The organism is Enterobacterales bacterium endosymbiont of Anomoneura mori (assembly GCF_047159375.1).
Taxonomy (GTDB): Bacteria; Pseudomonadota; Gammaproteobacteria; order Enterobacterales; family Enterobacteriaceae_A.
Genome location: NZ_AP031381.1, coordinates 164713 through 189161 on the forward strand (window position 1 = coordinate 164713; position 24449 = coordinate 189161).

General features: G+C 17.4%; 21 protein-coding genes and 2 tRNA genes. 14 read left to right on the forward strand and 9 right to left on the reverse strand.

The features are described 5' to 3' along the window. Positions 1–47 precede the first annotated feature (47 nt). Together mnmA and ACMCL3_RS00925 are read left to right on the forward strand one after the other, a co-directional pair. The gene (mnmA, locus tag ACMCL3_RS00920; protein WP_412728707.1) at positions 48–1139 is read left to right on the forward strand and encodes a tRNA 2-thiouridine(34) synthase MnmA; all 1092 of its coding nucleotides are present in this window, start codon (positions 48–50) and stop codon (positions 1137–1139) included. A 246-nt stretch (positions 1140–1385) separates the two neighbouring features. Then, a complete protein-coding gene (locus ACMCL3_RS00925) occupies positions 1386–2132 on the forward strand; it encodes an FAD-binding oxidoreductase (RefSeq protein WP_412728708.1) in 747 nt (248 codons plus the stop codon). Positions 2133–2164: 32 nt separating this feature from the next. On the opposite strand, the gene serS is transcribed toward ACMCL3_RS00925, so the two are convergent. After that, positions 2165–3421 (reverse strand): serine--tRNA ligase, encoded by a 1257-nt coding sequence (gene serS, locus ACMCL3_RS00930; protein ID WP_412728710.1) that lies wholly within the window; start codon positions 3419–3421, stop codon positions 2165–2167. A gap of 124 nt (positions 3422–3545) precedes the next feature. Here serS and ACMCL3_RS00935 point away from each other — a divergent pair, with 124 nt between their 5' ends. The 7 genes from ACMCL3_RS00935 (at position 3546) to ruvX (ending at position 11206) form a co-directional block, all read left to right on the forward strand. After that, positions 3546–4772, forward strand: a complete 1227-nt coding sequence (locus ACMCL3_RS00935; protein ID WP_412728712.1) for an MFS transporter — start codon at positions 3546–3548, stop codon at positions 4770–4772. A 77-nt stretch (positions 4773–4849) separates the two neighbouring features. Then, positions 4850–5584 carry a 23S rRNA (guanosine(2251)-2'-O)-methyltransferase RlmB gene (rlmB, locus tag ACMCL3_RS00940; RefSeq protein WP_412728713.1) on the forward strand — a complete coding sequence of 245 codons (735 nt, stop codon included), beginning with the start codon at positions 4850–4852 and terminating at the stop codon, positions 5582–5584. An 88-nt stretch (positions 5585–5672) separates the two neighbouring features. Then, positions 5673–6293 (forward strand): ATP-dependent Clp protease proteolytic subunit, encoded by a 621-nt coding sequence (locus tag ACMCL3_RS00945; RefSeq protein ID WP_412728714.1) that lies wholly within the window; start codon positions 5673–5675, stop codon positions 6291–6293. 42 nt (positions 6294–6335) lie between these two features. Then, a complete protein-coding gene (clpX, locus tag ACMCL3_RS00950; protein WP_412728715.1) occupies positions 6336–7583 on the forward strand; it encodes an ATP-dependent Clp protease ATP-binding subunit ClpX in 1248 nt (415 codons plus the stop codon). A 92-nt stretch (positions 7584–7675) separates the two neighbouring features. Next, positions 7676–9124, forward strand: coding sequence for a pyruvate kinase (pyk, locus tag ACMCL3_RS00955; protein ID WP_412728716.1), 1449 nt, complete (start codon positions 7676–7678; stop codon positions 9122–9124). 100 nt (positions 9125–9224) lie between these two features. Then, positions 9225–10757 (forward strand): S1 RNA-binding domain-containing protein, encoded by a 1533-nt coding sequence (locus tag ACMCL3_RS00960; RefSeq protein WP_412728717.1) that lies wholly within the window; start codon positions 9225–9227, stop codon positions 10755–10757. Positions 10758–10795: 38 nt separating this feature from the next. Next, positions 10796–11206: a Holliday junction resolvase RuvX gene (gene ruvX / locus ACMCL3_RS00965; RefSeq protein WP_412728718.1), complete on the forward strand. Its 411-nt coding sequence runs from the start codon at positions 10796–10798 to the stop codon at positions 11204–11206. 25 nt (positions 11207–11231) lie between these two features. Here ruvX and rho read toward each other — a convergent pair whose 3' ends face one another. From rho to aspS, 4 genes are all read right to left on the reverse strand, one after another. Further along, positions 11232–12458 (reverse strand): transcription termination factor Rho, encoded by a 1227-nt coding sequence (rho, locus tag ACMCL3_RS00970; protein WP_412728861.1) that lies wholly within the window; start codon positions 12456–12458, stop codon positions 11232–11234. 57 nt (positions 12459–12515) lie between these two features. After that, the gene (trxA, locus tag ACMCL3_RS00975) at positions 12516–12839 is read right to left on the reverse strand and encodes a thioredoxin (RefSeq protein ID WP_412728719.1); all 324 of its coding nucleotides are present in this window, start codon (positions 12837–12839) and stop codon (positions 12516–12518) included. A gap of 60 nt (positions 12840–12899) precedes the next feature. After that, entirely contained in the window at positions 12900–13898 is a 999-nt protein-coding gene (gap, locus tag ACMCL3_RS00980) for a type I glyceraldehyde-3-phosphate dehydrogenase (RefSeq protein WP_412728862.1), read from the reverse strand. A 103-nt stretch (positions 13899–14001) separates the two neighbouring features. Then, positions 14002–15732: an aspartate--tRNA ligase gene (aspS, locus tag ACMCL3_RS00985; protein ID WP_412728720.1), complete on the reverse strand. Its 1731-nt coding sequence runs from the start codon at positions 15730–15732 to the stop codon at positions 14002–14004. An 89-nt stretch (positions 15733–15821) separates the two neighbouring features. Here aspS and cls point away from each other — a divergent pair, with 89 nt between their 5' ends. Then, positions 15822–17273 (forward strand): cardiolipin synthase, encoded by a 1452-nt coding sequence (gene cls, locus ACMCL3_RS00990; RefSeq protein WP_412728721.1) that lies wholly within the window; start codon positions 15822–15824, stop codon positions 17271–17273. Positions 17274–17372: 99 nt separating this feature from the next. On the opposite strand, the gene rpsI is transcribed toward cls, so the two are convergent. Both rpsI and rplM read right to left on the reverse strand, forming a co-directional pair. Then, on the reverse strand, positions 17373–17765 hold the full coding sequence (rpsI, locus tag ACMCL3_RS00995) for a 30S ribosomal protein S9 (protein WP_412728722.1): 393 nt from the start codon (positions 17763–17765) through the stop codon (positions 17373–17375). Positions 17766–17780: 15 nt separating this feature from the next. Beyond that, complete coding sequence (gene rplM, locus ACMCL3_RS01000) at positions 17781–18209, reverse strand: 50S ribosomal protein L13 (protein WP_412728723.1); 429 nt, start codon at positions 18207–18209, stop codon at positions 17781–17783. Between the two features lie 200 nt (positions 18210–18409). On the opposite strand from rplM, the gene ACMCL3_RS01005 reads away from it, so the two are divergent. Together ACMCL3_RS01005 and ACMCL3_RS01010 are read left to right on the forward strand one after the other, a co-directional pair. Then, positions 18410–18480: transfer RNA gene (locus tag ACMCL3_RS01005), tRNA-Cys, on the forward strand. Positions 18481–18488: 8 nt separating this feature from the next. Further along, positions 18489–18573: transfer RNA gene (locus ACMCL3_RS01010), tRNA-Leu, on the forward strand. Positions 18574–18588: 15 nt separating this feature from the next. On the opposite strand, the gene alaS is transcribed toward ACMCL3_RS01010, so the two are convergent. Then, positions 18589–21189 carry an alanine--tRNA ligase gene (gene alaS, locus ACMCL3_RS01015; RefSeq protein ID WP_412728724.1) on the reverse strand — a complete coding sequence of 867 codons (2601 nt, stop codon included), beginning with the start codon at positions 21187–21189 and terminating at the stop codon, positions 18589–18591. A gap of 89 nt (positions 21190–21278) precedes the next feature. Next, positions 21279–22550, reverse strand: a complete 1272-nt coding sequence (gene bioA, locus ACMCL3_RS01020; protein WP_412728725.1) for an adenosylmethionine--8-amino-7-oxononanoate transaminase — start codon at positions 22548–22550, stop codon at positions 21279–21281. 89 nt (positions 22551–22639) lie between these two features. Here bioA and bioB point away from each other — a divergent pair, with 89 nt between their 5' ends. After that, positions 22640–23668 carry a biotin synthase BioB gene (gene bioB / locus ACMCL3_RS01025; RefSeq protein WP_412728726.1) on the forward strand — a complete coding sequence of 343 codons (1029 nt, stop codon included), beginning with the start codon at positions 22640–22642 and terminating at the stop codon, positions 23666–23668. Between the two features lie 58 nt (positions 23669–23726). Then, positions 23727–24398: a dethiobiotin synthase gene (gene bioD, locus ACMCL3_RS01030; RefSeq protein ID WP_412728727.1), complete on the forward strand. Its 672-nt coding sequence runs from the start codon at positions 23727–23729 to the stop codon at positions 24396–24398. The last annotated feature ends 51 nt before the right edge of the window (positions 24399–24449 follow it).

The window sequence follows — 24449 nt, forward strand, 5'->3', positions numbered from 1 at the left end:
AAATTTTTTTTTTTAAATATTAATTAATTAATTATTTTTAAAAATAAATGTCATTTGTTAAAAAAAACATAGTAGTCGGTGTATCTGGTGGAGTAGATTCTTCAATTGCTATTTATATTTTAAAAAAAATAGGTTTTAAAATTATTGGAGTATTTATGATTAATTGGGAAGAAAAAAATAATCAAAATTGTAATATATATAAAGATTTTCATGATGCAAAAAATATTTGTAAAAAATTAAATATTAAATTAAAACAAATTAATTTTTCTGCTGAATATTGGGAAAATGTTTTTATATATTTTTTAAAAGAATATAAAATTGGTAATACACCTAATCCTGATATTTTATGTAATAAAGAAATTAAATTTAAAATATTTTTAAATTATGCTATTAAAAATCTTAAATCTAATTATATAGCTACTGGGCATTATTCATATATTAAAAATATTAAAAATAATTTTTTTTTTTTACGTTCATATGATAAAAAAAAAGATCAAAGTTACTTTTTACATAATTTGAATTTTAAAAAATTTAAAAGTATTTTATTTCCTATTAGTTTTTTAAAAAAAAAAGAAGTTAGATATATTGCAAAAAAACTAAATTTTATAAATTCAAAAAAAAAAAATTCAACAGGAATTTGTTTTATTGGAAAAAAAAAATTTAATTATTTTTTAAATTATTTTTTAAATATAATTCCAGGTTTAATAATTACAAAAAATAATCAAATAGTTGGTATTCATAAAGGTATTATGTTTTATACTATTGGTCAAAGAAAAGGAATTAATATTAAAACTAAAAATAAAAATAAAAAACCATGGTATATAATAGAAAAAAAAAAAACTAATATTTTTGTAGTTCAAAATAATAAACATTGTTTATTATTTTATAAAAATTTAATTGCAAAAAAAATATATTGGATTAAAAATAAATTATTATTAAAATCTTTTAAATGTTTTATTAAAACACGTTATATTCAAGAATTAATTTTATGCATTATTATTCCAATTGATTCAAAATATATTATAATAAATTTTAATAAACCAATAATTTCAATAACAAAAGGTCAATATGTTGTATTTTATTTAAAAAATTTTTGTTTAGGTGGTGGAATCATTGAATTAAATACATTTATTAATTAAAAAAATTATATTAAAATATTAATGTAATTAATTAAAATTTCAAAAAATAAAAAATATAATATATTTTAAAAATATTAATAAAGTATATTTTAATTTAATAATATTTTAAATAATATTAATATTTATATAAAAAAATAATAATTTAAATTTAATAAATAAATTAAATAATATTTTAATCTAAAATATTTTAAAAATTTTATTATATAATATTTTTAAAAAATTATTAAATAAATATTTAAATATAAAATGAATAATTGGGTATTTGGAAAAATTTTAAATATAGAAAAATGTACAAATAATTTATTTAAATTTTTTATTAAAGCTAAAATTGATAAATTTATATCAGGACAATTTACAAAAATTGCTTTTAAAATTAATAATATTATAATACAACGTGCATATTCATTTGTTAATAGTTGTAATAATCCAAATTTAGAATTTTATATATTATTAATAAATAATGGAAAATTAAGTAAAAATTTTTCAAAATTAAAAATTAATTCAAAAATTTTAATTTCAAAAAAATCATTTGGTAATTTTATATTAAAAAATATACCTAAATGTGAAACATTATGGATGATTTGTTCAGGTACTGCTATAGGTCCATATTTATCTATATTAAATGAAAATAAAAATATAGAACATTTTAAAAATTTAATTTTAATTCATGCTAATAAATTTTTAAAAAATTGTAATTATAATTCTGAAATTATAAAATTAAAAAATAAATATTTTAAAAAACTTCATGTTTTAAATATTATTAGTAAAGAAAAAATTTTTGGAACTTTATATGGTCGAATAAATGAACTTATTAATAACGGTATATTAGAAAAAACTATTGGTATAGGATTAAAATATAAAAAATGTCATGTTATGATTTGTGGAAATCCGTTTATGATAAAAGATACTATTAAAATATTAATAAATTTAAGAAATATGAAAAAACATTCAAATTTTAAAAATGGTAATATTACTATTGAAAGATATTGGTAAAAAAATATAAATTTAATTAATTAAAAAAAATTTTATATATATTTAATATTATTCATATATGAACGTAAAATTTTAGGTATTTTAATTTTTCCATCAATTGTTTGATAATTTTCAAGTATTGCTGCTAATGTTCTACTAATTGCTAAACCAGAACCATTTAATGTATGTACAAAAAATTTTTTTTTTTTATTTATATATTTTGTATTCATTCTTCTTGATTGAAAATCTTTCATATTTGAACATGATGAAATTTCACAATAATTATTTTGTGAAGGCATCCAAACTTCTAAATCATAAGTTTTAGAAGAACTAAAACTTAAATTATTTGTACATATTAAAATTTTTCTATATGGTAATTCTAATAATTGTAAAATTTTTTCAGCATGTTTTGTAATTTCTTCTAATGCATTATTAGAATTTTCTTTAGAAACTATTTGAACAATTTCGACTTTATCAAATTGATGCATTCTAATTAATCCTTTACTTTCTTTTCCATATGATCCAGCTTCTGCTCTAAAACAAGGTGTATGTGTAGTTATTTTAATAGGTAATTGTGTTATTTTAAAAATTTTATTATTAAATAAATTTGTTAATGGAACTTCACCTGTTGGGATTAATGCATATTCATTATTTTTATTTAATTTATTATAAAAATTTACATATAATAAATTTTTATTAAATTTAGGTAAATGCCCAGTACAAAATAAAGTTTTTTTATTAACTAAATATGGTACATACATTTCAATATAACCATGTTCTTTAGTATGTAAATTTAACATAAATTGTATTAATGCTCTATGCATTTGTGCAATTTTTCCTTTCATTACAACAAATCGTGTACAACTTAATTTTGTTGAAATATTAAAATCTAAACCATCTAAATATTTACCAATATCAACATGATTATAAATATTTTTTTTTATAATTTTTCCTTTTATTTTTATAACTTTATCAAATAATTTATAATTTAAAATTGATTTATCTGGTAAATTTGGTATAATTGATAAATAATTAATTAAATCTTTTTTACAATTTTTTAAAACATTTTTTTTTTCTTTAATTATTTTATTAATTTTTTTATTATTTTCAAATATTTTTTTTTTTTTTATATTTTTATAATTAGATAAAAAATTTTTTTTTGTTTGTAATTTTTCTATTTTTAATTGTAATATTTTTTTAAATTTTTTTTTAAAAATTATATATTCTATATTTAATATAAATTTTTTTAAAAATAAAAATTTTTTAATTTTAATTAAATTATTATATTTTAATAATTTTAAATTAATCATTTTTTCCTTAAAATTTAAAATAATTTAATAACTTTTTTTAATAATAATATTTTTATATTATTTATTAAAAAATATAAATTAATATTAATTAATTTAATTATAAATTTAAATAATTGGGTGATTAATGATTAAAAATAAAACATTTAACACGTTTAAACATAAAAAAAACATATTAATAAAACCAATTTTTTATATATTAGGTGCAATTGCACTTTCACATTTTTTTAATGATTTAATACAATCATTGTTGTTATCAATTTATCCTATATTACAAAGAAATTTTAGACTTAGTTTTAGTCAAATTGGATTTATAACATTTACTTATCAATTAACTGCTTCTTTATTACAACCTGTTATTGGATTTTTTATAGATAAATATCCACAACCATTTTCTTTATTAATAGGTATGACTTTTATGTTATCTGGAATAATATTACTTTCAATTGCTAACTCATTTATTTTTATATTAATAGCTGCTGCTTTAGTAGGTACTGGTTCTTCAATATTTCATCCTGAATCTGCAAGAGTTGCTAGTATGGCTTCAGGAGGTAAACATGGATTAGCACAATCTTTATTACAAGTAGGTGGTAATTTAGGTAGTGCCTTTGGACCTTTACTTGCTGCTGTTATAATAGTACCATATGGTACTAAAAACGTATTATGGTTTTCTTTAATTGCTTTATTATCTATGTTTATTTTATATAAAGTAGGAAGTTGGTATAAAAATAAACATTATAAATCTATTAAAGAATATATTGCAAAAAATAAATTTAAATATTCAATAAAACAAATTTTTATTCCTATAGTTATTTTAATTTTATTACTTTTTTCAAAATATTTTTATCTTTCTAGTATTAGTAGTTATTATACTTTTTATTTAATTCATAAATTTGGTATTTCAGTACAAAATGCTCAAATGCATTTATTTATGTTTTTATTTTCTATTACTTTAGGAAGTATAATTGGTGGACCTTTAGGTGATAAATTTGGAAGAAGATATATTATTTTATTTTCTATTTTTGGTGCAACTCCATTTACATTATTATTACCTTATATTTCTTTAACATGGATAAGTATATTTACAATATTTATTGGTTTTATAATGGCTTCAGCGTTTTCTTCAATATTAATATATTCACAAGAATTAATTCCTGGTAAATTTGGAACTATTTCGGGAATATTATTTGGTTGTGCATTTGCAATTAGTGGTTTAGGGGCAGCATTATTAGGTCATATTGCAGATTCTACAAGTGTAAATTTTATTTATAAAATATGTTCTTATTTACCATTTTTAGGTTTTTTAACATTATTTTTACCAGGTGAAGTTCCATTAAAAGTTAATAAAAATTAATAAAATAATTTTAATTAATTTTAAATACTATAATTAAATAAAAAATATTTTTAAAATTAAATGTTTAAATATATAAAATGAAAGAAATAATTTATGGTATTCATTCAATTGAAAATTTATTATTAACATCACCAAAAAGATTTATTAAAGTTTTTATTTCAAAAAATAGAAAAGATTATAAAATTAAAAAAATTATTAATAATTTTAAAAAAAAAAATATTTTAATAAAATTTTGTGATATTAATTATTTAAATAAAATAGTTAATGGAGTTCATCAAGGTATTATAGCAGAAATTTATAAATTAAAAAAATTTAAAGAAATAAATATTTATAATATTATAAAAGATGTTAAAAAACCATTTTTATTAATTTTAGATGGTATAACAGATCCTAGAAATTTAGGAGCTTGTATTAGAAATGCTTATGCTACTGGTGTAAATTTAATTATTATCCCTAAAAATCGTTCAGCTAGAATTAACTCTTTAGTTAAAAAAACTTCTTGTGGTGCTTCTGAAAATATACCTATAATTAATGTTGTAAATTTATCAAAAACATTGATTTTTTTAAAAAAAATTAATATAATTATAATAGGAACAACTCATAAAACAAATAATCTTTTATTTAAAACTAATTTAAACATTCCTATTGCTTTAATTTTTGGTTCTGAAAATAATGGTTTACGTAAATTAACAATAAAACATTGTGATAAATTAATTAATATACCAATGAAAGGTAATATTACATCATTAAATGTATCAGTTGCAACTGGAATAGTCTTATATGAAGTTATAAGACAACGTTATTTTATTTAATTTTTTAATTTTTTAAAAATTAAATATATTAAATAAATTAAATAATTAAATTTTAAATAATGTTATTATATTTTTAAGGAACAAATATATGTATAATAAAAATAATTTAGAAATTTTTAATAAAACATCATCATTAATTCCAATAGTTACAGAAACATCAAATAATAGTATTAGTTCATATGATATTTTTTCACGTTTATTAAAAGATCGTATAATTTTTTTAACTGGTATTATAGATGATTGTGTTGCTAATTTAATTACAGCACAATTATTATATCTTGAATCAAAAAATCCATATAAAGATATTTATATGTATATAAATTCACCAGGTGGTATAATAACTTCAGGTATGTCAATATATGATTCTATGCAATTTGTAAAACCAGATATAAATACAATATGTTTAGGTCAAGCATATTCAATGGGATCATTCTTATTAATGTCAGGAAAAAAAAAAAAACGTTTTTGTTTACCTAATTCTTCTATTATGATACATCAGCCATTAGGAGGATATCAAGGACAAGTTAGTGATATAGAAATACATACAAAAGAAATATTAAAAATTAAAAAAAAAATGAATAAATTAATTTCATTTCATACTGGTCAATCAATAGAGAAAATTAATTTAGATACAGATCGTGATTATTTTATGAATTCAGAAGAAGCATTAAAATATGGAATAATAGATAATATTTTTACACATCGTTAATTATAAATAATTTAATTTTTTTTAAAATTTATTAGAGGTTAAATGATTAAAAATTATAAAAAAAAAAATAAATATATATGTTCTTTTTGTAATGATAATAAAATAAAATTAAATTTATTAATTTGTGGTCCATATGTTTATATATGTAATAATTGTATTAATATTTGTAATGAAATTATATTTAAAGAATTTAATGAATATTATAAATTTAAAAATATTTTTTATAATATACCAATACCAAGTCAAATTAGTTCTTATTTAAATGACTATATAATAGATCAAAATAAAGCTAAAAAAATTTTATCTGTTGCTGTTTATAATCATTATAAAAGATTAAAAAATAATTCTGATCAAAAATTTTTAGAATTAAAAAAAAGTAATATTTTAATAATAGGTCCTACTGGAAGTGGTAAAACATTATTTGCTGAAACATTAGCAAATTATCTTTATGTACCATTTGCAATAGCAGATGCTACAACATTAACTGAAGCTGGTTATGTTGGTGAAGATGTTGAGAATATATTACAAAAACTTTTAAATAATTGTAATTATGATATTGAAGCTGCTCAACACGGAATAGTTTATATAGATGAAATTGATAAAATAGCTAAAAAATCTAATAATCCTTCAATTACTAGAGATGTTTCAGGAGAAGGAGTTCAACAATCACTTTTAAAAATTATTGAAGGTACAATTTCTTTAGTACCACCTTTAGGTGGTAGAAAACATCCTCAACAAGAATTTATTCAGATTGATACATCTAAAATATTATTTATATGTGGAGGATCTTTTTCAGGATTAAAACAAATTATATTACAACGTATTAATAAAAATACTGGAATTGGTTTTAATGCTAATATAAAAAAAAATATAAAAAAAATTAAAAAAAAAACATTTTTTTCAAAAATTATTCCAGAAGATTTAATACAATTTGGTTTAATTCCAGAATTTGTTGGAAGATTACCAATTATAGCAACACTTAATGATTTAAATGAAAAAGCTTTATTAAAAATTTTAAAAGAACCAAAAAATTCAATAATTAAACAATATCAAATTTTATTTTATATGGAAAATTTAAATTTAATATTTACTGATTGTGCTTTAATATGTATTTCAAAAAAAGCTATTAATAATAAAACTGGAGCAAGAGGTTTAAGAAATATTATAGAAGAAATACTTTTAGATGTTATGTATAAATTACCTTCTTTAAAACATAAAAATATTTCAATTATTATAAATAAACAAGTTGTTTTAAAAAATAAAAAACCAAAATTAATTTATAAATATTAAAATTTTAATTTTAAAAAAATATTAATTAAAATTATTAAAATTTAATAATAAATAAAAATTAATTAATTTATTTAAAATATTATGAGGATAAATTGTTTAAAAAATTTAGAAAAACTAAAATAATTGCAACTTTAGGACCTACTACAGATAAAAATGATAATTTAAAAAAAATAATATACGCTGGAGTTAATGTTGTAAGACTTAATTTTTCACATGGGTCTTTAAAAGAACATGAAAATCGTTCTAAAAAAGTAAGATTTTTATCAAAAGAAATATTAAAATATGTGGCTATTTTAGGAGATTTGCAAGGACCTAAAATTAGAATTTCTTCTTTTGAAAATGGTTATATAAAATTAAATTATGGTGATAATTTTGTTTTAGATTATAATTTATCTAAATTTAAAGGTAATAAATTTGAAGTTGGTTATGAATATAAAAATTTAATAAATGATATTATACCTGGAAATATTTTATTATTAGATGATGGTAAAATTCAAATTAAAGTATTAAAAATAAAAAAAAATAAAATTTTTACAAAAGTGATTCTTGGAGGTATATTATCAGATAATAAAGGTATTAATAAATTAGGTGGAGGTTTATCTGCTAAAAGTTTAACTAAAAAAGATAAAAAAGATATTATTTTTGCAGCTAAAATAGGAATTGATTATTTAGCTATTTCTTTTCCAAAAAGTAGTTCAGATTTAAAAGAAGCTAGATTTTTAATTAATGAAGCAGGATGTAAAGCTAAAATTATTTCTAAAATTGAAAGAGCAGAAACAGTATATAATGATGATATTTTAGATGATATTATATTAGCATCTGATGCTGTTATGGTTGCACGAGGTGATTTAGGTGTAGAAATTGGAGATCACGAATTGATTGGAGCACAAAAAAAAATAATAAATCGTGCTAGGTTTTTAAATAGAGCAGTAATTACTGCAACTCAAATGATGAATTCAATGATTAATAATCCTATACCAACACGTGCTGAAGTTATGGATGTAGCAAATGCTGTTTTAGATGGAACTGATGCTGTAATGTTATCAGCTGAAACAGCAACAGGAAAATATCCAATTGAAACTGTTAATATTATGTCTAATATTTGTTTAGGTGCAGAAAAAATTCCAAATTTTAATAATTATAAAAAATTTTTAAATATACAATTTAATTGTATATCAGATGCAATAGCTATTTCATCAGTATATATCGCAAATCATTTAAAAGGTGTAAATGCAATTATAACTATGACTGAATCTGGTAGAACTCCTTTTATGATGTCTCGTATGTTATCAGATATACCTATTTTTGCTGTTTCTTGTAATATTAATACATTATATTTATCTTCTTTATATAGAGGTGTTACCCCTATATATTATAAAAATATAATTAATAATAATTGTATAATTGCTATAAAAAATGTAATAAAATATTTATGTAAAATTAAAATATTATCTGTTGGTAATTTAATTGTTGTAACTAATGGAGATGTTATGGGTACTTCTGGTAAAACTAATACAAGTAGAATATTATATGTTAAATAATATTAATTTATATTAACAATAATATATTTTTTAAAATATTTTATTTTAAAAATTTTTTTTAAAATTAATAAATAATTAATAATATAATTTATTTTTAAAAATGATAAAATCTTTTAATAATTTTTTTAAAAAAGTTTTAAAAAAATTAGAAATTAAATCAAATTTATTATATAAAGGATATATAAAATCTATTAATAAAGAATTTGTTACAATAGATGCAGGATTTAAATCTGAATCTTTAATTCCAATAGAAGAATTTAAAAATAAAAAAGGAAAAATAGAAAATAAACCTGGTGATATAATTAATGTTATTTTAGAAAATTTTGATAATGGTTATGGTGAAACAATATTATCTCGTGAAAAAGCTAAAAATAATGAAAAATGGTTATTTTTAAAAAATATACTTAAAAATTCTATAAGCATGTTTGGATATATACAAAGTAAAACGAAAGGTGGATATTCTATTAATTTAAATAATATTAAAGCTTTTTTACCAAGTTCATTAATTGATATAAGACCTTTAAGAGATATAAAACATCTAGAAAATAGAAAATTAGAATTTAAAGTAATTAAAATTGATAAAATAAGAAACAATATTGTTGTTTCAAGAAAAGCTGCTATTATTTTTAGAAAAAATATTTTAAAAAAAAAACAATTAAAAATAATTAAAAAAGGTATAAATGTTAAAGGTATTATTAAAAATATAACTGATTATGGAGCTTTTATAAATGTTGGTGGATTAGATGGTTTATTGCATATAACTGATATGTCATGGAAAAGAATTAATCATCCAAGTGATATTGTAAATATTGGTGATGAAGTTATTTTAAAAGTTATAAAATTTGATAGTTTAAATAAGCGTATATCTTTAGGTTTAAAACAAAGATTTAAAGATCCTTGGAAAAATATTTTAAAAAAATATCCTAAAGGTTCAATAATAGAAGGTAAAATAAGTAATTTAACTAATTATGGTTGTTTTGTAAAAATTGAAGAAGGTATTGAAGGTTTATTACATATTTCTGAAATAAAAATTAAAAAAAAAAAAAAAATTTTAAATAAATTATTTAAAATTAATAAAAAAATTAAAGTTTTTATTTTAAATATTGATAAAAAAAAAAGAAGAATTTCATTAGGTATGAAACAATTTAAAAATAATCCTTGGAAAAATTTTTTTATTGAAAATAAAAAAGGTGATAATATTAATGGTATTATTAAATCTGTAACTGATTTTGGTATATTTATAAATTTAAAAAATAATATTAATGGTTTAATACATTTTTCTGATATTTCTTGGAATTTTAATAATAAAAAAATATTAAAAAAATTCATTAATGGTAAAAAAATTAAAGTTATTATTTTACACATTGATTATAAACATAAACATATATCTTTAGGTATTAAACAACTTAAAAATAATTTATTTAATATCTTTTTATCTATATATAAAAAAAATAATTTTATAATTGGGAAAATGGTTTCAAAAAATAAAAATTTTATAAAAATTAATTTAGGAAATAATTTAATAGGATATTTAAATATTTTAAAATTTAAAAATATTATATTTAATAAAAATTATTTAATTAAAATATATTTTTTAAAAATTAATAATAAAAATATTATTTTATCATTATAATAATAAAAAAATATTTTTAAATTATAATAATATTAAATATGATAATTTCTTTTGATTTTGGTATTAAAAAAATTGGAATTTCAATTAGTCAAAAAGTAACAAAAACAATATCTTTATTAAAATCTTTAAAAATAAAAAATAAAAAAATTAATTGGAATGAAATTAAATATTTAATAATTAAATGGAATCCTAATTTTATTATTATTGGAATAACTATTAATAACAATAAAAAAAATCGATTATTAAATTTTTTAATATTAAAATTTGCTATATTAATATATAAAAAATTTAATATTAAAATTTATTTTCATAACGAACATTTAAGCACAATAGAAGCAAAATCTATATTTTATATTTATAAAAAAAAATATAAAATTAAAAATATATGTATAGATTCTATTTCATCAAAATTAATTTTAAAAAGTTGGTTAAAAGATAATAAAATATAATTTTATTTATAAAATATTTAAAATTTTATTTTTTCATAATATTAAAAAATTCTTTATTTGTTTTTGTCATACTTAATCTTTTTAAAAGAAATTCAATTGCTTCAACTTCATTCATCATATATATAATTTTCCTTAAAATCCACATTTTTTTTAATTCTTCAATTGTTATTAATAATTCTTCTTTACGTGTACCAGATTTATTATAATTAATAGCAGGAAATATACGTTTTTCTGAAATTCTTCTTGATAAATGTATTTCCATATTTCCTGTACCTTTAAATTCTTCATAAATTACTTCATCCATTTTTGATCCAGTATCAATTAAAGCAGTTGCAATAATTGTTAAACTTCCTCCTTCTTTAACATTTCTAGCTGTTCCAAAAAATTTTTTAGGTTTATGTAATGCTTTTGAATCTATACCACCAGATAAAATTCTGCCAGATATTGGCGCTGTAGAATTATATGCTCTTGCTAAACGAGTTATCGAATCTAATAATATTATAACATCATTTTTTTGTTCAACTAAACGTTTAGCTTTTTCTAAAACCATTTCTGAAACATAAATATGTCTTGAAGGTGGTTCATCAAAAGTTGATGAAATTATTTCACCTTTTATTAATTTTAACATTTCAGTAACTTCTTCTGGACGTTCATCTATTAATAAAACTATTAAAAAACAATCAGGATGATTATAAACAATACTTTTTGCAATATTTTGTAATAACATTGTTTTACCAGCTTTTGGAGGCGCAACAATTAATCCTCTTTGTCCTTTTCCAATTGGAGTAATTAAATCTAAAACTCTAGAAGTTAAATCATTTATTAATTCATTTTTACGTTCCATTTTAAATTTTTTAGTAGTATGTAATGGGGTTAAATTTTTAAAATAAATTTTTTTTTTAACAATTTCAGGTTTTTCTTCATTAATTCTAATTATTTTAAATAATTCAGGATATATTCCTTTTTTAATATTAAAACGAATTTTTCCAAAAATTGTGTCACCTGTATGAAGATTAAAAAATTTAATATGATTTTTGGAAATATATATATCTTCATTACTAGATATATAAGATGTATTTGAAGATCTTAAAAATCCATAACCTTTTTTAAATATTTCTAAAACTCCATGTCTATAAATATTTTTAATGCATTTAAAATAATTTCTAAATATAGGTAAAAATTTTCTTTTTTTAAACATTAAAATTCCATATTTTTTAAAATAACAATAAAAATTAAAAACAGTTTTAAATATTAATTAAATTAAAATTTTTTAATTTTTAAAATTTTTGAATATTAATTAAAAATAATTTTATAAATTTTTATATATAAATTTTTTTATTTCTTCTTTAGAAACACTTCCTATTATTTTACCTATAATAATATTTTTTTTAAATAATATTAAAGTTGGAATACTTCTAATATCATATTTTTGTAAAAATTCTGGATTTTTTTCAATATCAATTTTAACAATGGAAATTTTATTTAAAAATTCTTCATTTAATTCATTTAAATTATTTGAAACTATTTTACATGGTCCACACCATTCTGCCCAAAAATCTACTAAAACAGGTATTTTAGATTTTATAACATTAATTTCAAAATCATTACTATTTACATTAATTATATTATTCATTTTTTTCTTATAAAATTAATATTATTATTTTTTTAAAAATAATATTTAAATATTTTAAAATTAAAAATTATTTATATATTCTGCTAAATCTAAAACTTTACTTGAATATCCTGTTTCATTATCATACCATGAAATAAGTTTAACAAAATTATTATTTAATGCTATTCCTGCTTTTGCATCAAATATAGAAGTTAAAGTTTCACCATTAAAATCAGTTGATACAACATTATCTTCAACATATCCTAAAATACCTTTCATTTTATTATTTGATGCATATTTAATAACTTTTTTAATATTTTCATAACTTGTTGATTTTTTTAATCTTACAGTTAAATCAACAACAGAAACATTTGGTGTAGGTACACGGAATGCCATTCCTGTTAATTTACCTAATAATTTTGGTATAACAATTCCTACAGCATTAGCAGCACCAGTAGAAGCTGGAATAATATTTTGTAATGCACTTCTACCTGCTCTCCAATCTTTGTTTGAAGGTCCATCAACTGTTTTTTGCATTGCTGTAATTGAATGTACAGTTGTCATTAAACCTTCTATAATATTAAATTCATCATTAATAATTTTTGCTAAAGGCGCTAAACAATTTGTTGTACATGAAGCATTTGAAACAATTTTTTGTCCAGAATATTTATTTAGATTTACACCACAAACAAACATAGGAATTTTATCTTTTGGTGGTGATGTTAAAATAACTTTTTTTGCTCCTGCAATAATATGTTTATTTAAAGATTCATAATCTAAAAATATTCCTGAAGAATCTATTACAATATCAACTCCAATTTTTTTCCATGGTATATTAATAGGATTTCTTTCAGAAAAAATAAAAATTTCCTTATTATCAATAATTATATTATTATTTTTAATTTTTATTTTTTTATTTAATTTGCCATGTGTTGAATCATATTTTAACATATATGAAATATAATCATTATTTAATAAATCATTAATTGCAATAATTTCAATATTTTTTCTTTTTTGTGCAAGTCTAAAAACCATGCGTCCTATACGTCCAAAACCATTTATTCCTATTTTAATCATAATTTACCTTTTTATTATAAATTTATATTAAAAAATATAAATATATTTATAACTTTTAAAATAATTAGATTTTAATAAAAAAACTAATTTTGTCAATTATTTATTTTTAAAATTTATATAATTTATTTAAATTATTAGATAATTTACTAGGAGCTTTAGTCATTAAACAATTAGCAGATGTTGTTTTAGGAAAAGCAATTACATCTCTTATATTTTTTTTATTTGTTAATAACATTACTAATCTATCTAAACCTAAAGCAATTCCTGCATGTGGTGGTGTTCCATATTTTAAAGCTTCTAAAAAAAAATCATAATTATTTTTATTATATTTTTCAATATTTAAAATTTTAAAAACAATTTCTTGAATTTTTACATTGTTAATTCTTACTGATCCTCCACCAATTTCATAACCATTTAATATTATATCATAAGAATTAGAAAAAATAGATATTGGATTTTTAATCAAATTTTTAATATTATTAATATATGGATTAGTAAAAGGATGATGTATTGAAGTTATATTATCTTTATCTTTTTTAAATAATGGAAAATTTATTAAACATATAATAGACCATTTTTTTAAATTAATTAAATTTAATTCTTTACATATTTTCGTACGTAAATATCCCATATTTTTAAATATTTTATTATTATCATCATTCCCAATTAATATCATATCTCCATTTTTTGGATTAATACGCTTTAATATTAATTTTAATATTTTATTATTTAAATATTTTAAAAAATTTCCTTGTACGCCATTTATTTTTTTAGATATATTAAAAACTTTAATCCATAGTAATTTTTTATTTATGTATTTATTATATTCATTAATTTTATTAATATTAATATTTATTCCGTTAGGTATACATATTCCTATAATATTATTATTTTTTTCGCAAAATTCTTTAGATAATAAATTTAATAAATTAGTTTTTAAAAATATATCTTTTAATTCAATTAATTCTATTGGATTACGTAAATCAGGTTTATCAGTACCATAACGTCTTAAAGCCTCAGAATAAGTAATAATATTAAATTTTCCAATATCAATTTTTTTAATTTTTTTAAATAAAATACATATCATTTTTTCTATTATTTTTATTATTTTTTTTGATTTTATAAAAGAAGTTTCAATATCAATTTGAGTGAATTCAGGTTGACGATCTGATCTTAAATCTTCATCTCTAAAACATTTTACTATTTGATAATATTTATCAAAACCAGATATCATAAGTAATTGTTTAAAAATTTGTGGAGATTGAGGTAATGCATAAAATTTACCTTTATTTACTCTACTTGGAACTATATAATCACGTGCGCCTTCTGGTGTAGATTTTGTTAATATTGGGGTTTCAATTTCAATAAATTTATTTTTATTTAAAAAATTACGAATATAATTACATATTTTTGCTCTTTTTTTAAAACATTTTATCATTTCTAAACGACGTAAATCAAGATAACGATATTTTAAATTAATATTTTCTAAATTTTTTTTTTTTAAATTTAATGGTAATTTTTTTGAAATATTAATTATATTTAATATTTTGCATAAAACTTCAATTTTTCCTGTTTTAATATTTTTATTTATTTGATTTTTGTTTTTTATTTTTACTATACCTTTAATTTGAATACAAAATTCATCACGTAATTTTAAGGCTTTATTAAAAGTATCTTTATTATTATAATTAAAAATAATTTGTACAATTCCTTCACAATCTCTCATATCTACAAAAATTAATTTTTTAAAAATTCTAATTTTATCAACCCAACCACATAATATTACATTTTTATTAACATGTGATAAATTTAATTTTCCACAATATTCAGTACGCATATATTCCTTATTTTAATACTTTTAAAAATATAAAATAATTTAAATAAAATATAAAAATTAAAATTTAATATTTTTATAGGAAATAAAAAATGTTTAATATCTTAAATTTTATATTTTTAATTTTTTTATTTTTTTTTATTATAATTAATGAATATATTATAATTAAATATTATTATAATACATATTCTTTTTTATTAATTTTTATTTATATTTTACCATTTTTAAATATTATTTTTTTTTTTTTAATTATTAAATTATCTTTTAAAAAAAAAATAAATAAAAAAATAATTTTTATTAAATCTTTTATAAATTATTTAATAAATAAAATTAAAATAAAACAAAAAAAAATATATAATAAAAAATATAAATTTGCAAAACCATTATTTAAATTATTAAATAAAAAAAAGGGAATAAATGAAATAAATATTTTTTTAAAAAAGAAAGAATTTAAAATATTTTCAAATACTAAAAAAATATTTAAAAAAATAATTTATGATATTAAATTAGCCAAAAAAAAAATTGAAATAATTTTTTATATTTGGAAACAAGGAGGAATAGTAAATAAAATTATAGAAGCATTAATTAATGCTTCTAAACGTGGTGTATGTTGTCGTATTATATTGGATTCAATTGGTTGTTATAATTTTTTATATAGTAATTATTTTAAAAAAATGTGTAATGCTGGAATTAAAATAGTTAAAGCTTTTAAAATTAATATATTTAATTTATTTTTAAGACGTTTAGATATTAGACAACATAAAAAATTAATATTAATTGATAATAATATAGTTTATACAGGTAGTATGAATATGGTTGATAATAATTGTTTAAAAAATAAAATTTTTAAATATATTGATATAATGATAAGATTTAAAGGTAAAATTTCAAATATAATGAATATTATTTATGCTTTTGATTGGGAAATGGAAACTGGTAAAAAAATTTTATTTAATGAAAAATATAAAAAAAAAAAATTTTTTTATAATAAAAAAAATCAAAATTTTCATATTGTTTCATCTATATATAATTTATCAAATAAATTAATATATAAAGTATTTTTAACTTCAATATATTCAGCAAAAAAAAAAATAATTATTACTTCTCCATATTTTATTCCAACTAACGAATTAATAGAAGCTATATGTAAAGTTTCATTAAAAGGAATAAATGTAATTTTAATTTTACCAAAATATAATGATTGTTTTATGTTATCATGGGCTAATAAATATTTTTTTTCAAAACTTTTAAATTCTGGAGTTAAAATTTATAAATTTAAAAAAGGTTTATTACATACTAAAAGTATTTTAATAGATGAAAAAGTAAGTATAATTGGAACAGTAAATTTTGATATAAGAAGTTTTTATTTAAATTCAGAAATTTTATTAATTATTGAAGATAAAAAATTTAGTAATATTATTAATCAAATACATAAACAATATATTAAAAAATCAAAAATTTTAAATTTAAAAAAATGGAATAAAAGATCAAATTTTAAAAAATTTTTTGAATTTTTTTTTTTTTTATTTAGTCCTATATTATAAATTTAATATTATTTTAAAATATTTTTATATTTATATTATATTATAAAAATATTAATATTTATTTTTTATAATATTATTTAAATATTATAAATTTTAAAATTAACGTTTTGAAAATTGTGGTTTTTTTCTAGATTTTTTAAATCCTGGTTTTTTTCTTTCTACTTTACGTGAATCTCTAGTAATATATCCTTCAATTTTTAAAATATAACGAAAATTTTTATTATATTTTAGTAACGCTCTACCTAAACCATGTTTTATAGCATTTATTTGCCCAGAAATTCCACCACCTTTAACTGTAATATATAAATTTATTATGTTAATTAATTTAAATAAAATTAATGGTTTAAAAATTATTTCTTGAATATTTTTATTAGTAAAATATTTTTTATAATTAATTTTATTTATAATAATTTTTCCATTTCCAAAATTCATAAAAACTCGTGCAGTAGAACTTTTACGTCTGCCTGTTCCATAATATTGATTATAATTCATTTTTTCCTTATAATTTTAAATGTTAATTAATTTAGGTTTTTGTGCATTATGACAATGATTTTCATCAGAAAAAATTTTTAATTTTTTTAACATTAAACGCCCTAATGAATTTTTTGGTAACATTCCTTTTACTGCATTTTGAATTATTTTTTTTGGATTTTTTATAATAATTTCTTCAAATGTTCTTTTTTTAATTCCTCCAACATATCCAGAATGTCTATAATAAATTTTTTTTTTTTTTTTTTTACCTGTAACAATAATTTTTTTAGCATTTAAAACTATAATATAATCACCATTATCTAAATTTGATGAATATTCTATTTTATTTTTTCCCATTAAATATTTAGCTAATTTTGTTGCTAAACGACCTAAAATTTTATTTTTTGCATTAATAATATACCAATTATTTTTAATATTTTTTTTTTTAACTATAAATGTTTTCATTATATTTACTCAATTATTAAATTTTAAGATTAATAATTATTATTTTTATAAATTAATTATTTTATTTAAATATTTTTATTATCTATCAATTTGTAAATTAATTTTTATTTTAGTATAATTATATGTTATAATATATTACAATATTTTTATTAAATACATTTTTAAATTTATATTTAAAATTATAAAATATTAATAAAAACGGCGTGTTAACAAAGCGGCTATGTAGCAGACTGCAAATCTGCCAAGTCCGGTTCAACTCCGGAACGCGCCTTTAATTAAGCCCGGGTGGTGAAATTGGTATACACAAGGGACTTAAAATCCCTCGACTTTTAAAGTTGTGCGGGTTCAACTCCCGCTCCGGGTACTATAAATAATTTATTTATATATTTAAATATTTTTTAATATTATTTAAATATTTATAAAAAAAATCAATATTTTTAATTTCTGCTTTTAATGAAACTTTTGAAATTTTTCCAATACATTTAAAATTTTTAATTATTTTTTTAATTATTGATTTTAAATTAATATATTTTATAAGATCTAATGTTATTTCAATAATTAAAAAATTTTTATTTTTTTTTTTTAAAATAGTAATAAAAATTGATGTACCTATTTTTTTTTTAATATTATATAATGTATTAATTAATAAATTTAATTTAATATTTTTAATATTATTTATTATTATTTTTATATTATTAAATAATTTAATTTTATTAAATATAAAAAAAAAACAATTATTTAAAATATAAATTTTTTGTTTTTTATATTTTTTTTCTATATTTTTTTTATTATTATATATATTAATTAATATTTTATCAATATTTTTTTTATTATTTAATATATTTGAAATTTTTTTAATCAAATTATTTTTAAATTGTAAAATTTTTAAAGCATATTTACCAGTTACTGCTTTAATTCTAAATAATCCATTTGTTAATTTATTATATGATTTAATATGAAACATACCTATTTCACCTGTATATTTAACATGAGTACCTTTACAAAATTCTTTAGAAAAATTATTTATTTTTATTAATCTATTATTTATATTTTTATTATATAAATAATTATTATTTTTATAATTATTTAAATTTAATATTTTAGTTTTTATTAATAAATTTTCCATTATTTTTTTATTTATTATATTTTCTATTAAATTAATTTTTTTTTCATTAATTTTTAAAGAACATGAAAAATCAAATAATAAATATTTTTCACATATATAAGAATTTTTTTGTTTAATATTATTATTTAATTCATTTTTTAAAATTTTATATAATATATGAATAGCTGTATGATTTTTTGAAATATTAATACGAATTTTTTTATTAACAATAGCTTTAACAAATTGATTAATTTTTAATTTTCCTTTAATTATTTTTCCTACATGCAAAATTGTTTTATTATATACTTTAGTATCATATATTAAAAATATTGTGTTTTTACTTATTAATAATCCTTTATCTCCTATTTGGCCTTCTAATTCTCCATAAAATGGTGTACTATTTAATATTATTATAGCTTCTTCATTATAAAATAATTCTTTTATTAAATTAAAATTTTTAAAAATAGCAATTATTTTAGATTTATTTTGATATTTTTTATATCCAACAAATTTATTATTATAATTAAAATTAATTATTTTATCATTATTAAAAAAAAATTTATTAGATTTTAATGATTTAATACGTTGTTTATTCATTAAATAATAATATTTTTTTTTATCTATTTTATAACCTTTTTTAATACAAATTTCTTCAGTTAATTTTTTTGGAAAACCATATGTATCATATAAACGAAAAACTATATCACCATTTAATATATTATTATTTAATTTTAATAATTCTAAATTTAATAATTTTAAACCTTTATTTAAAGTATATAAAAATTTTATTTCTTCTTTTTTGATTATATTTTTAATTATTTTTTTTTTTTTTTTTAAATATTTTGCTTCATTTTCCATAGCATTAATTAATATATCTAATATTTTATATAAAAAAGGTTTTTTAATACCCAATTTATTACCATGAAAAATTGCTCTTCTTATTATTTTACGTAATACATAACCATGACTTTCATTAGAAGGTATAACACCATTTAAAATTAAATATGCTGAAGATCTAATATGATCAGAAATAACATAAACTGATTTTTTATTATTGTATTTTATATTAAATTTATTATATATATTATTTATAATTTTTTTAAACAAATCAATTTCATAATTTGAATTTACTTTTTGTATTATTGAAGTTATTCTTTCTAAACCCATACCTGTATCAATTGATAAATTAGATAAAGGTATAATATTATTATTTTGTTTTAAAAATTGTAAAAAAACAATATTCCATATTTCAATATATCTATCATTAATTTTATTATTATTTAATATATTAATATTTTTTGTATTACCTTTATCATAAAAAATTTCTGTACATGGTCCACATGGATAATTATTACCTGTTTGCCAAAAATTATCAGATTTATATTTTATACCTTTTTCATCACCAATAATAATTATTTTATTTTCAGGTATTTTAATATTTTTTTTCCATATATTATATGTTTCATTATCTGAAATATATACTGTAACCAATAATTTTTTTTTAGGTAAATTAAACCATTTTTCACTAGTTAATAATTCCCAGGCAAAATTAATTGCATCAAGTTTAAAATAATCATTAAAACTAAAATTTCCTAACATTTCAAAAAATGTATGATGTCTATTAGTATATCCAACATTTTCTAGATCATTATTTTTACCACCAGCTCTAATACAGTGTTGTGCAGTAGCTACACGAGTAAAATTACTTTTTTCAAATCCTAAAAAAATATTTTTAAATTGATTCATTCCAGAATTTGTAAAAAGTAGAGTTTTATCATTTTCAATAATAAGCTTACTACCTTTCAAAATTTTATGATTTTTAGATTCAAAAAAATTAAGAAATGTTTTTCTAATGTTATTAATACTTTTAATCATTTTACCTAAAATAATTTATAAATAATTAAATTAAATAAATAAATTTTAATTTTTATAATAATTAAATAATAAAATTTTTTATAATTTTATTAAAATAATGATAATATTGAATTTGTTAAAATATTTAATTCTTTTTTTTTAATTATATATGGTGGCATTAAATAAATTAATTTACCGTATGGTCTAATCCATACACCATTATTTATAAAAAATTTTTGTATTTTATTTATATCAATATAATTAATTGTTTCAATAATTCCTATTGCTCCTAATATTCTAACATCTAGTACTTTATTAGAATTTAATAAAGGTAAAAATTTTTTTTTAAAATGTTTTTCTATTTTTTTTACTTTATTAAACCATTTATTTTTATTTAAAATTTTTATATTTGCATTTGCAACTGAACATGAAAGTGGATTTCCCATAAATGTAGGACCATGCATAAAACAACCTGCTTTACTATTACTTATTATATTTGCAATTTTTTTACTAGTAATGGTTGCTGATAAAGTCATGTATCCACCTGTTAAAGATTTTCCTAAACATAATATATCTGGTGTAATTCCAGCATGTTCAAAAGCAAACATTTTACCAGTACGTCCAAATCCTGTTGCAATTTCATCAATTATTAATAAAATTTTATATTGTTTACATAATTCACTAACTCTTTTTAAATACATTGGATTATAAATTTTCATTCCACCAGCACCTTGTACAATTGGTTCTAAAATAACACAAGCAATTGTTTTATAATGTTTGTTTAATAAATATTTAAAAGAATTTATATCATTTTCATTCCAAATATCATTAAATTTACATTTTGGTGAATCTGCAAATATATTTAAAGATAAATATTTTTTATATATATTATGCATAGAATTATCTGGATCACACACTGACATTGCTCCAAATGTATCACCATGATAACCATGACGTAATGTTAAAATATTTTTACGATATTCACCATGTGCTTGCCAATATTGCAAAGCCATTTTTAATGCTACCTCAATTGTTACTGAACCAGAATCTGTTAAAAAAACACATTCTAAATTATTTGGAGTAATATTAATTAAATTTTTACAAAGTTTTATTGCTTCATTATGATAAATTCCTCCAAACATTACATGTGACATTTTTTTAAGTTGCTTTTTAATTGCTTTATTAAGAATTTTATTATTATATCCATGTATACAAGACCACCAAGATGACATACCATCGATCAATTTTATTCCATTTGTTAATTTTAATATAACACCATTTGCTTTTTTAACTGAATAACATGTTAAAGGATTAATTATTGAAGTATAAGGATGCCAAATATGTTGTTTGTCAAATTTAGTTTTTGATTTTTTAATAAACATATTAATATTATATAATTATATTATTTATGTTGACAGTAAAATATAAAAAATTTATTTTCATCTATTTTATAACTTATTAAAGGTATTTAATGTATAATAAAAAAAAATGGACAATTGAAAAAACTAAAGAATTATTTGATAAACCATTATTAGATTTAATTTTTTTAGCACAAAATATACATAGAAAAAATTTTAATCATAATAAAATACAAATAAGTACTCTTTTATCTATTAAAACTGGTTTATGTCCAGAAGATTGTAAATATTGTCCTCAAAGTTCTAGATATAAAACTGGTATAAAAACAGAAAGTTTAATTAAAATAGATAAAATTTTACAAGCAGCAAATAAAGCAAAAAAAAATGGTTCTACAAGATTTTGTATGGGAGCAGCTTGGAAAAACCCAAAAGATAATGATATGATTTATTTAAAAGAGATTATTAAAAAAGTTAAAAAACTTGGATTAGAAACATGTATGACTTTAGGATCATTAAATAAAAAACAATCAAAAATTTTATATGATGCTGGTTTAGATTATTATAACCATAATATTGATACTTCAAAAGAATTTTATAAAAAGATTATTACTACTCGTAGTTATCAAGAAAGACTTGATACATTAAATAATGTAAGAGAAACTGGTATTAAAATTTGTTCTGGTGGAATAATAGGTTTAGGTGAAAATATTAAAGATAGAATTAGTTTACTTATGCAATTAGCAAATATGAAAAATCCTCCAGAAAGTGTACCAATTAATATGTTAGTTAAAGTAAGTGGTACTCCTTTAGAAAAAAATAAAGATATTGATCCATTTGAATTTATTAGAATAATTGCTATTGCAAGAATAATGATGCCAAGTTCTTATATACGTCTTTCTGCAGGAAGAGAAAATATGAATGAACAAACACAAGCTATGTGTTTTATGTCTGGTGCAAATTCTATATTTTATGGTTGTAAATTATTAACTACTCCAAATCCTGAAGAAGATAAAGATTTAAAATTATTAAAAAAATTAGGATTAAAAATTGAATCAAAAAAAATAAATAATAATATATTAAAAAAAAAAAAATTATCATTTAAAAAAAATAATGTAAAATTTTATGATGCTACTATAAATTAAATTTAAAATTATTTTAAAATAAATATTAATTTTTATATTATAAATTAAAAATTTTTAAATGAAAAAATATTTTATTACTGGTACTGATACAAAAGTTGGTAAAACTATTTTTAGTATTGCTTTATTACAATTTGCTAAAAAAATTGGTTATAAAAGTATAGGATATAAACCAATATCTTCTGGTAGTAAAATTACTAAATACGGATTAAGAAATAATGATGCATTATTATTAAAAGAAAATAGTAATATTAAATTGTATTATAATAAAATTAATCCATATAATTTTTTAGATAATACATCTCCTAATATAGTTAGTAAAAGAATTAAAAATCCAATTTCATTTTATGAAATATCATCTAAATTAAGAAATATTGAAAAAAAAGCAAATTGGATTATTATTGAAGGTTCTGGAGGTTGGTATACTCCAATTTCTAATATTAAAAAATTTTCAGATTGGGTTATAAAAGAAAATATATCAATTATTTTAGTTGTAGGAATTAAATTAGGATGTATTAATCATGCATTATTAACTTTAGATATAATTAAAAAAACAGGATTAAAAATAAAAGGATGGGTTGCTAATAATATTAATAAACCATTAATATATCATAAAGAATATATTAATACTTTAAAAAAAAATTTATCTATAAATTTTTTAGGCGAAATTCCTTATTTAAATATTTTAAATAATATTAAATTATGGAAATATATAAATTTTAATTATCTTTAATAATTTTATTTAATTTTCAAAAAATTATTTTATTTAAATTTTATTTTTATA

Bases quoted from the DNA above. Each gene is read 5' to 3' on its own strand.
- mnmA (WP_412728707.1), top strand. From the start codon at position 48: ATGTCATTTGTTAAAAAAAACATAGTAGTCGGTGTATCTGGTGGAGTA.
- ACMCL3_RS00925 (WP_412728708.1), top strand. From the start codon at position 1,386: ATGAATAATTGGGTATTTGGAAAAATTTTAAATATAGAAAAATGTACA.
- serS (WP_412728710.1), bottom strand. From the start codon at position 3,421: ATGATTAATTTAAAATTATTAAAATATAATAATTTAATTAAAATTAAA.
- ACMCL3_RS00935 (WP_412728712.1), top strand. From the start codon at position 3,546: ATGATTAAAAATAAAACATTTAACACGTTTAAACATAAAAAAAACATA.
- rlmB (WP_412728713.1), top strand. From the start codon at position 4,850: ATGAAAGAAATAATTTATGGTATTCATTCAATTGAAAATTTATTATTA.
- ACMCL3_RS00945 (WP_412728714.1), top strand. From the start codon at position 5,673: ATGTATAATAAAAATAATTTAGAAATTTTTAATAAAACATCATCATTA.
- clpX (WP_412728715.1), top strand. From the start codon at position 6,336: ATGATTAAAAATTATAAAAAAAAAAATAAATATATATGTTCTTTTTGT.
- ACMCL3_RS00960 (WP_412728717.1), top strand. From the start codon at position 9,225: ATGATAAAATCTTTTAATAATTTTTTTAAAAAAGTTTTAAAAAAATTA.
- ruvX (WP_412728718.1), top strand. From the start codon at position 10,796: ATGATAATTTCTTTTGATTTTGGTATTAAAAAAATTGGAATTTCAATT.
- trxA (WP_412728719.1), bottom strand. From the start codon at position 12,839: ATGAATAATATAATTAATGTAAATAGTAATGATTTTGAAATTAATGTT.
- aspS (WP_412728720.1), bottom strand. From the start codon at position 15,732: ATGCGTACTGAATATTGTGGAAAATTAAATTTATCACATGTTAATAAA.
- cls (WP_412728721.1), top strand. From the start codon at position 15,822: ATGTTTAATATCTTAAATTTTATATTTTTAATTTTTTTATTTTTTTTT.
- rpsI (WP_412728722.1), bottom strand. From the start codon at position 17,765: ATGAATTATAATCAATATTATGGAACAGGCAGACGTAAAAGTTCTACT.
- rplM (WP_412728723.1), bottom strand. From the start codon at position 18,209: ATGAAAACATTTATAGTTAAAAAAAAAAATATTAAAAATAATTGGTAT.
- alaS (WP_412728724.1), bottom strand. From the start codon at position 21,189: ATGATTAAAAGTATTAATAACATTAGAAAAACATTTCTTAATTTTTTT.
- bioA (WP_412728725.1), bottom strand. From the start codon at position 22,550: ATGTTTATTAAAAAATCAAAAACTAAATTTGACAAACAACATATTTGG.
- bioB (WP_412728726.1), top strand. From the start codon at position 22,640: ATGTATAATAAAAAAAAATGGACAATTGAAAAAACTAAAGAATTATTT.
- bioD (WP_412728727.1), top strand. From the start codon at position 23,727: ATGAAAAAATATTTTATTACTGGTACTGATACAAAAGTTGGTAAAACT.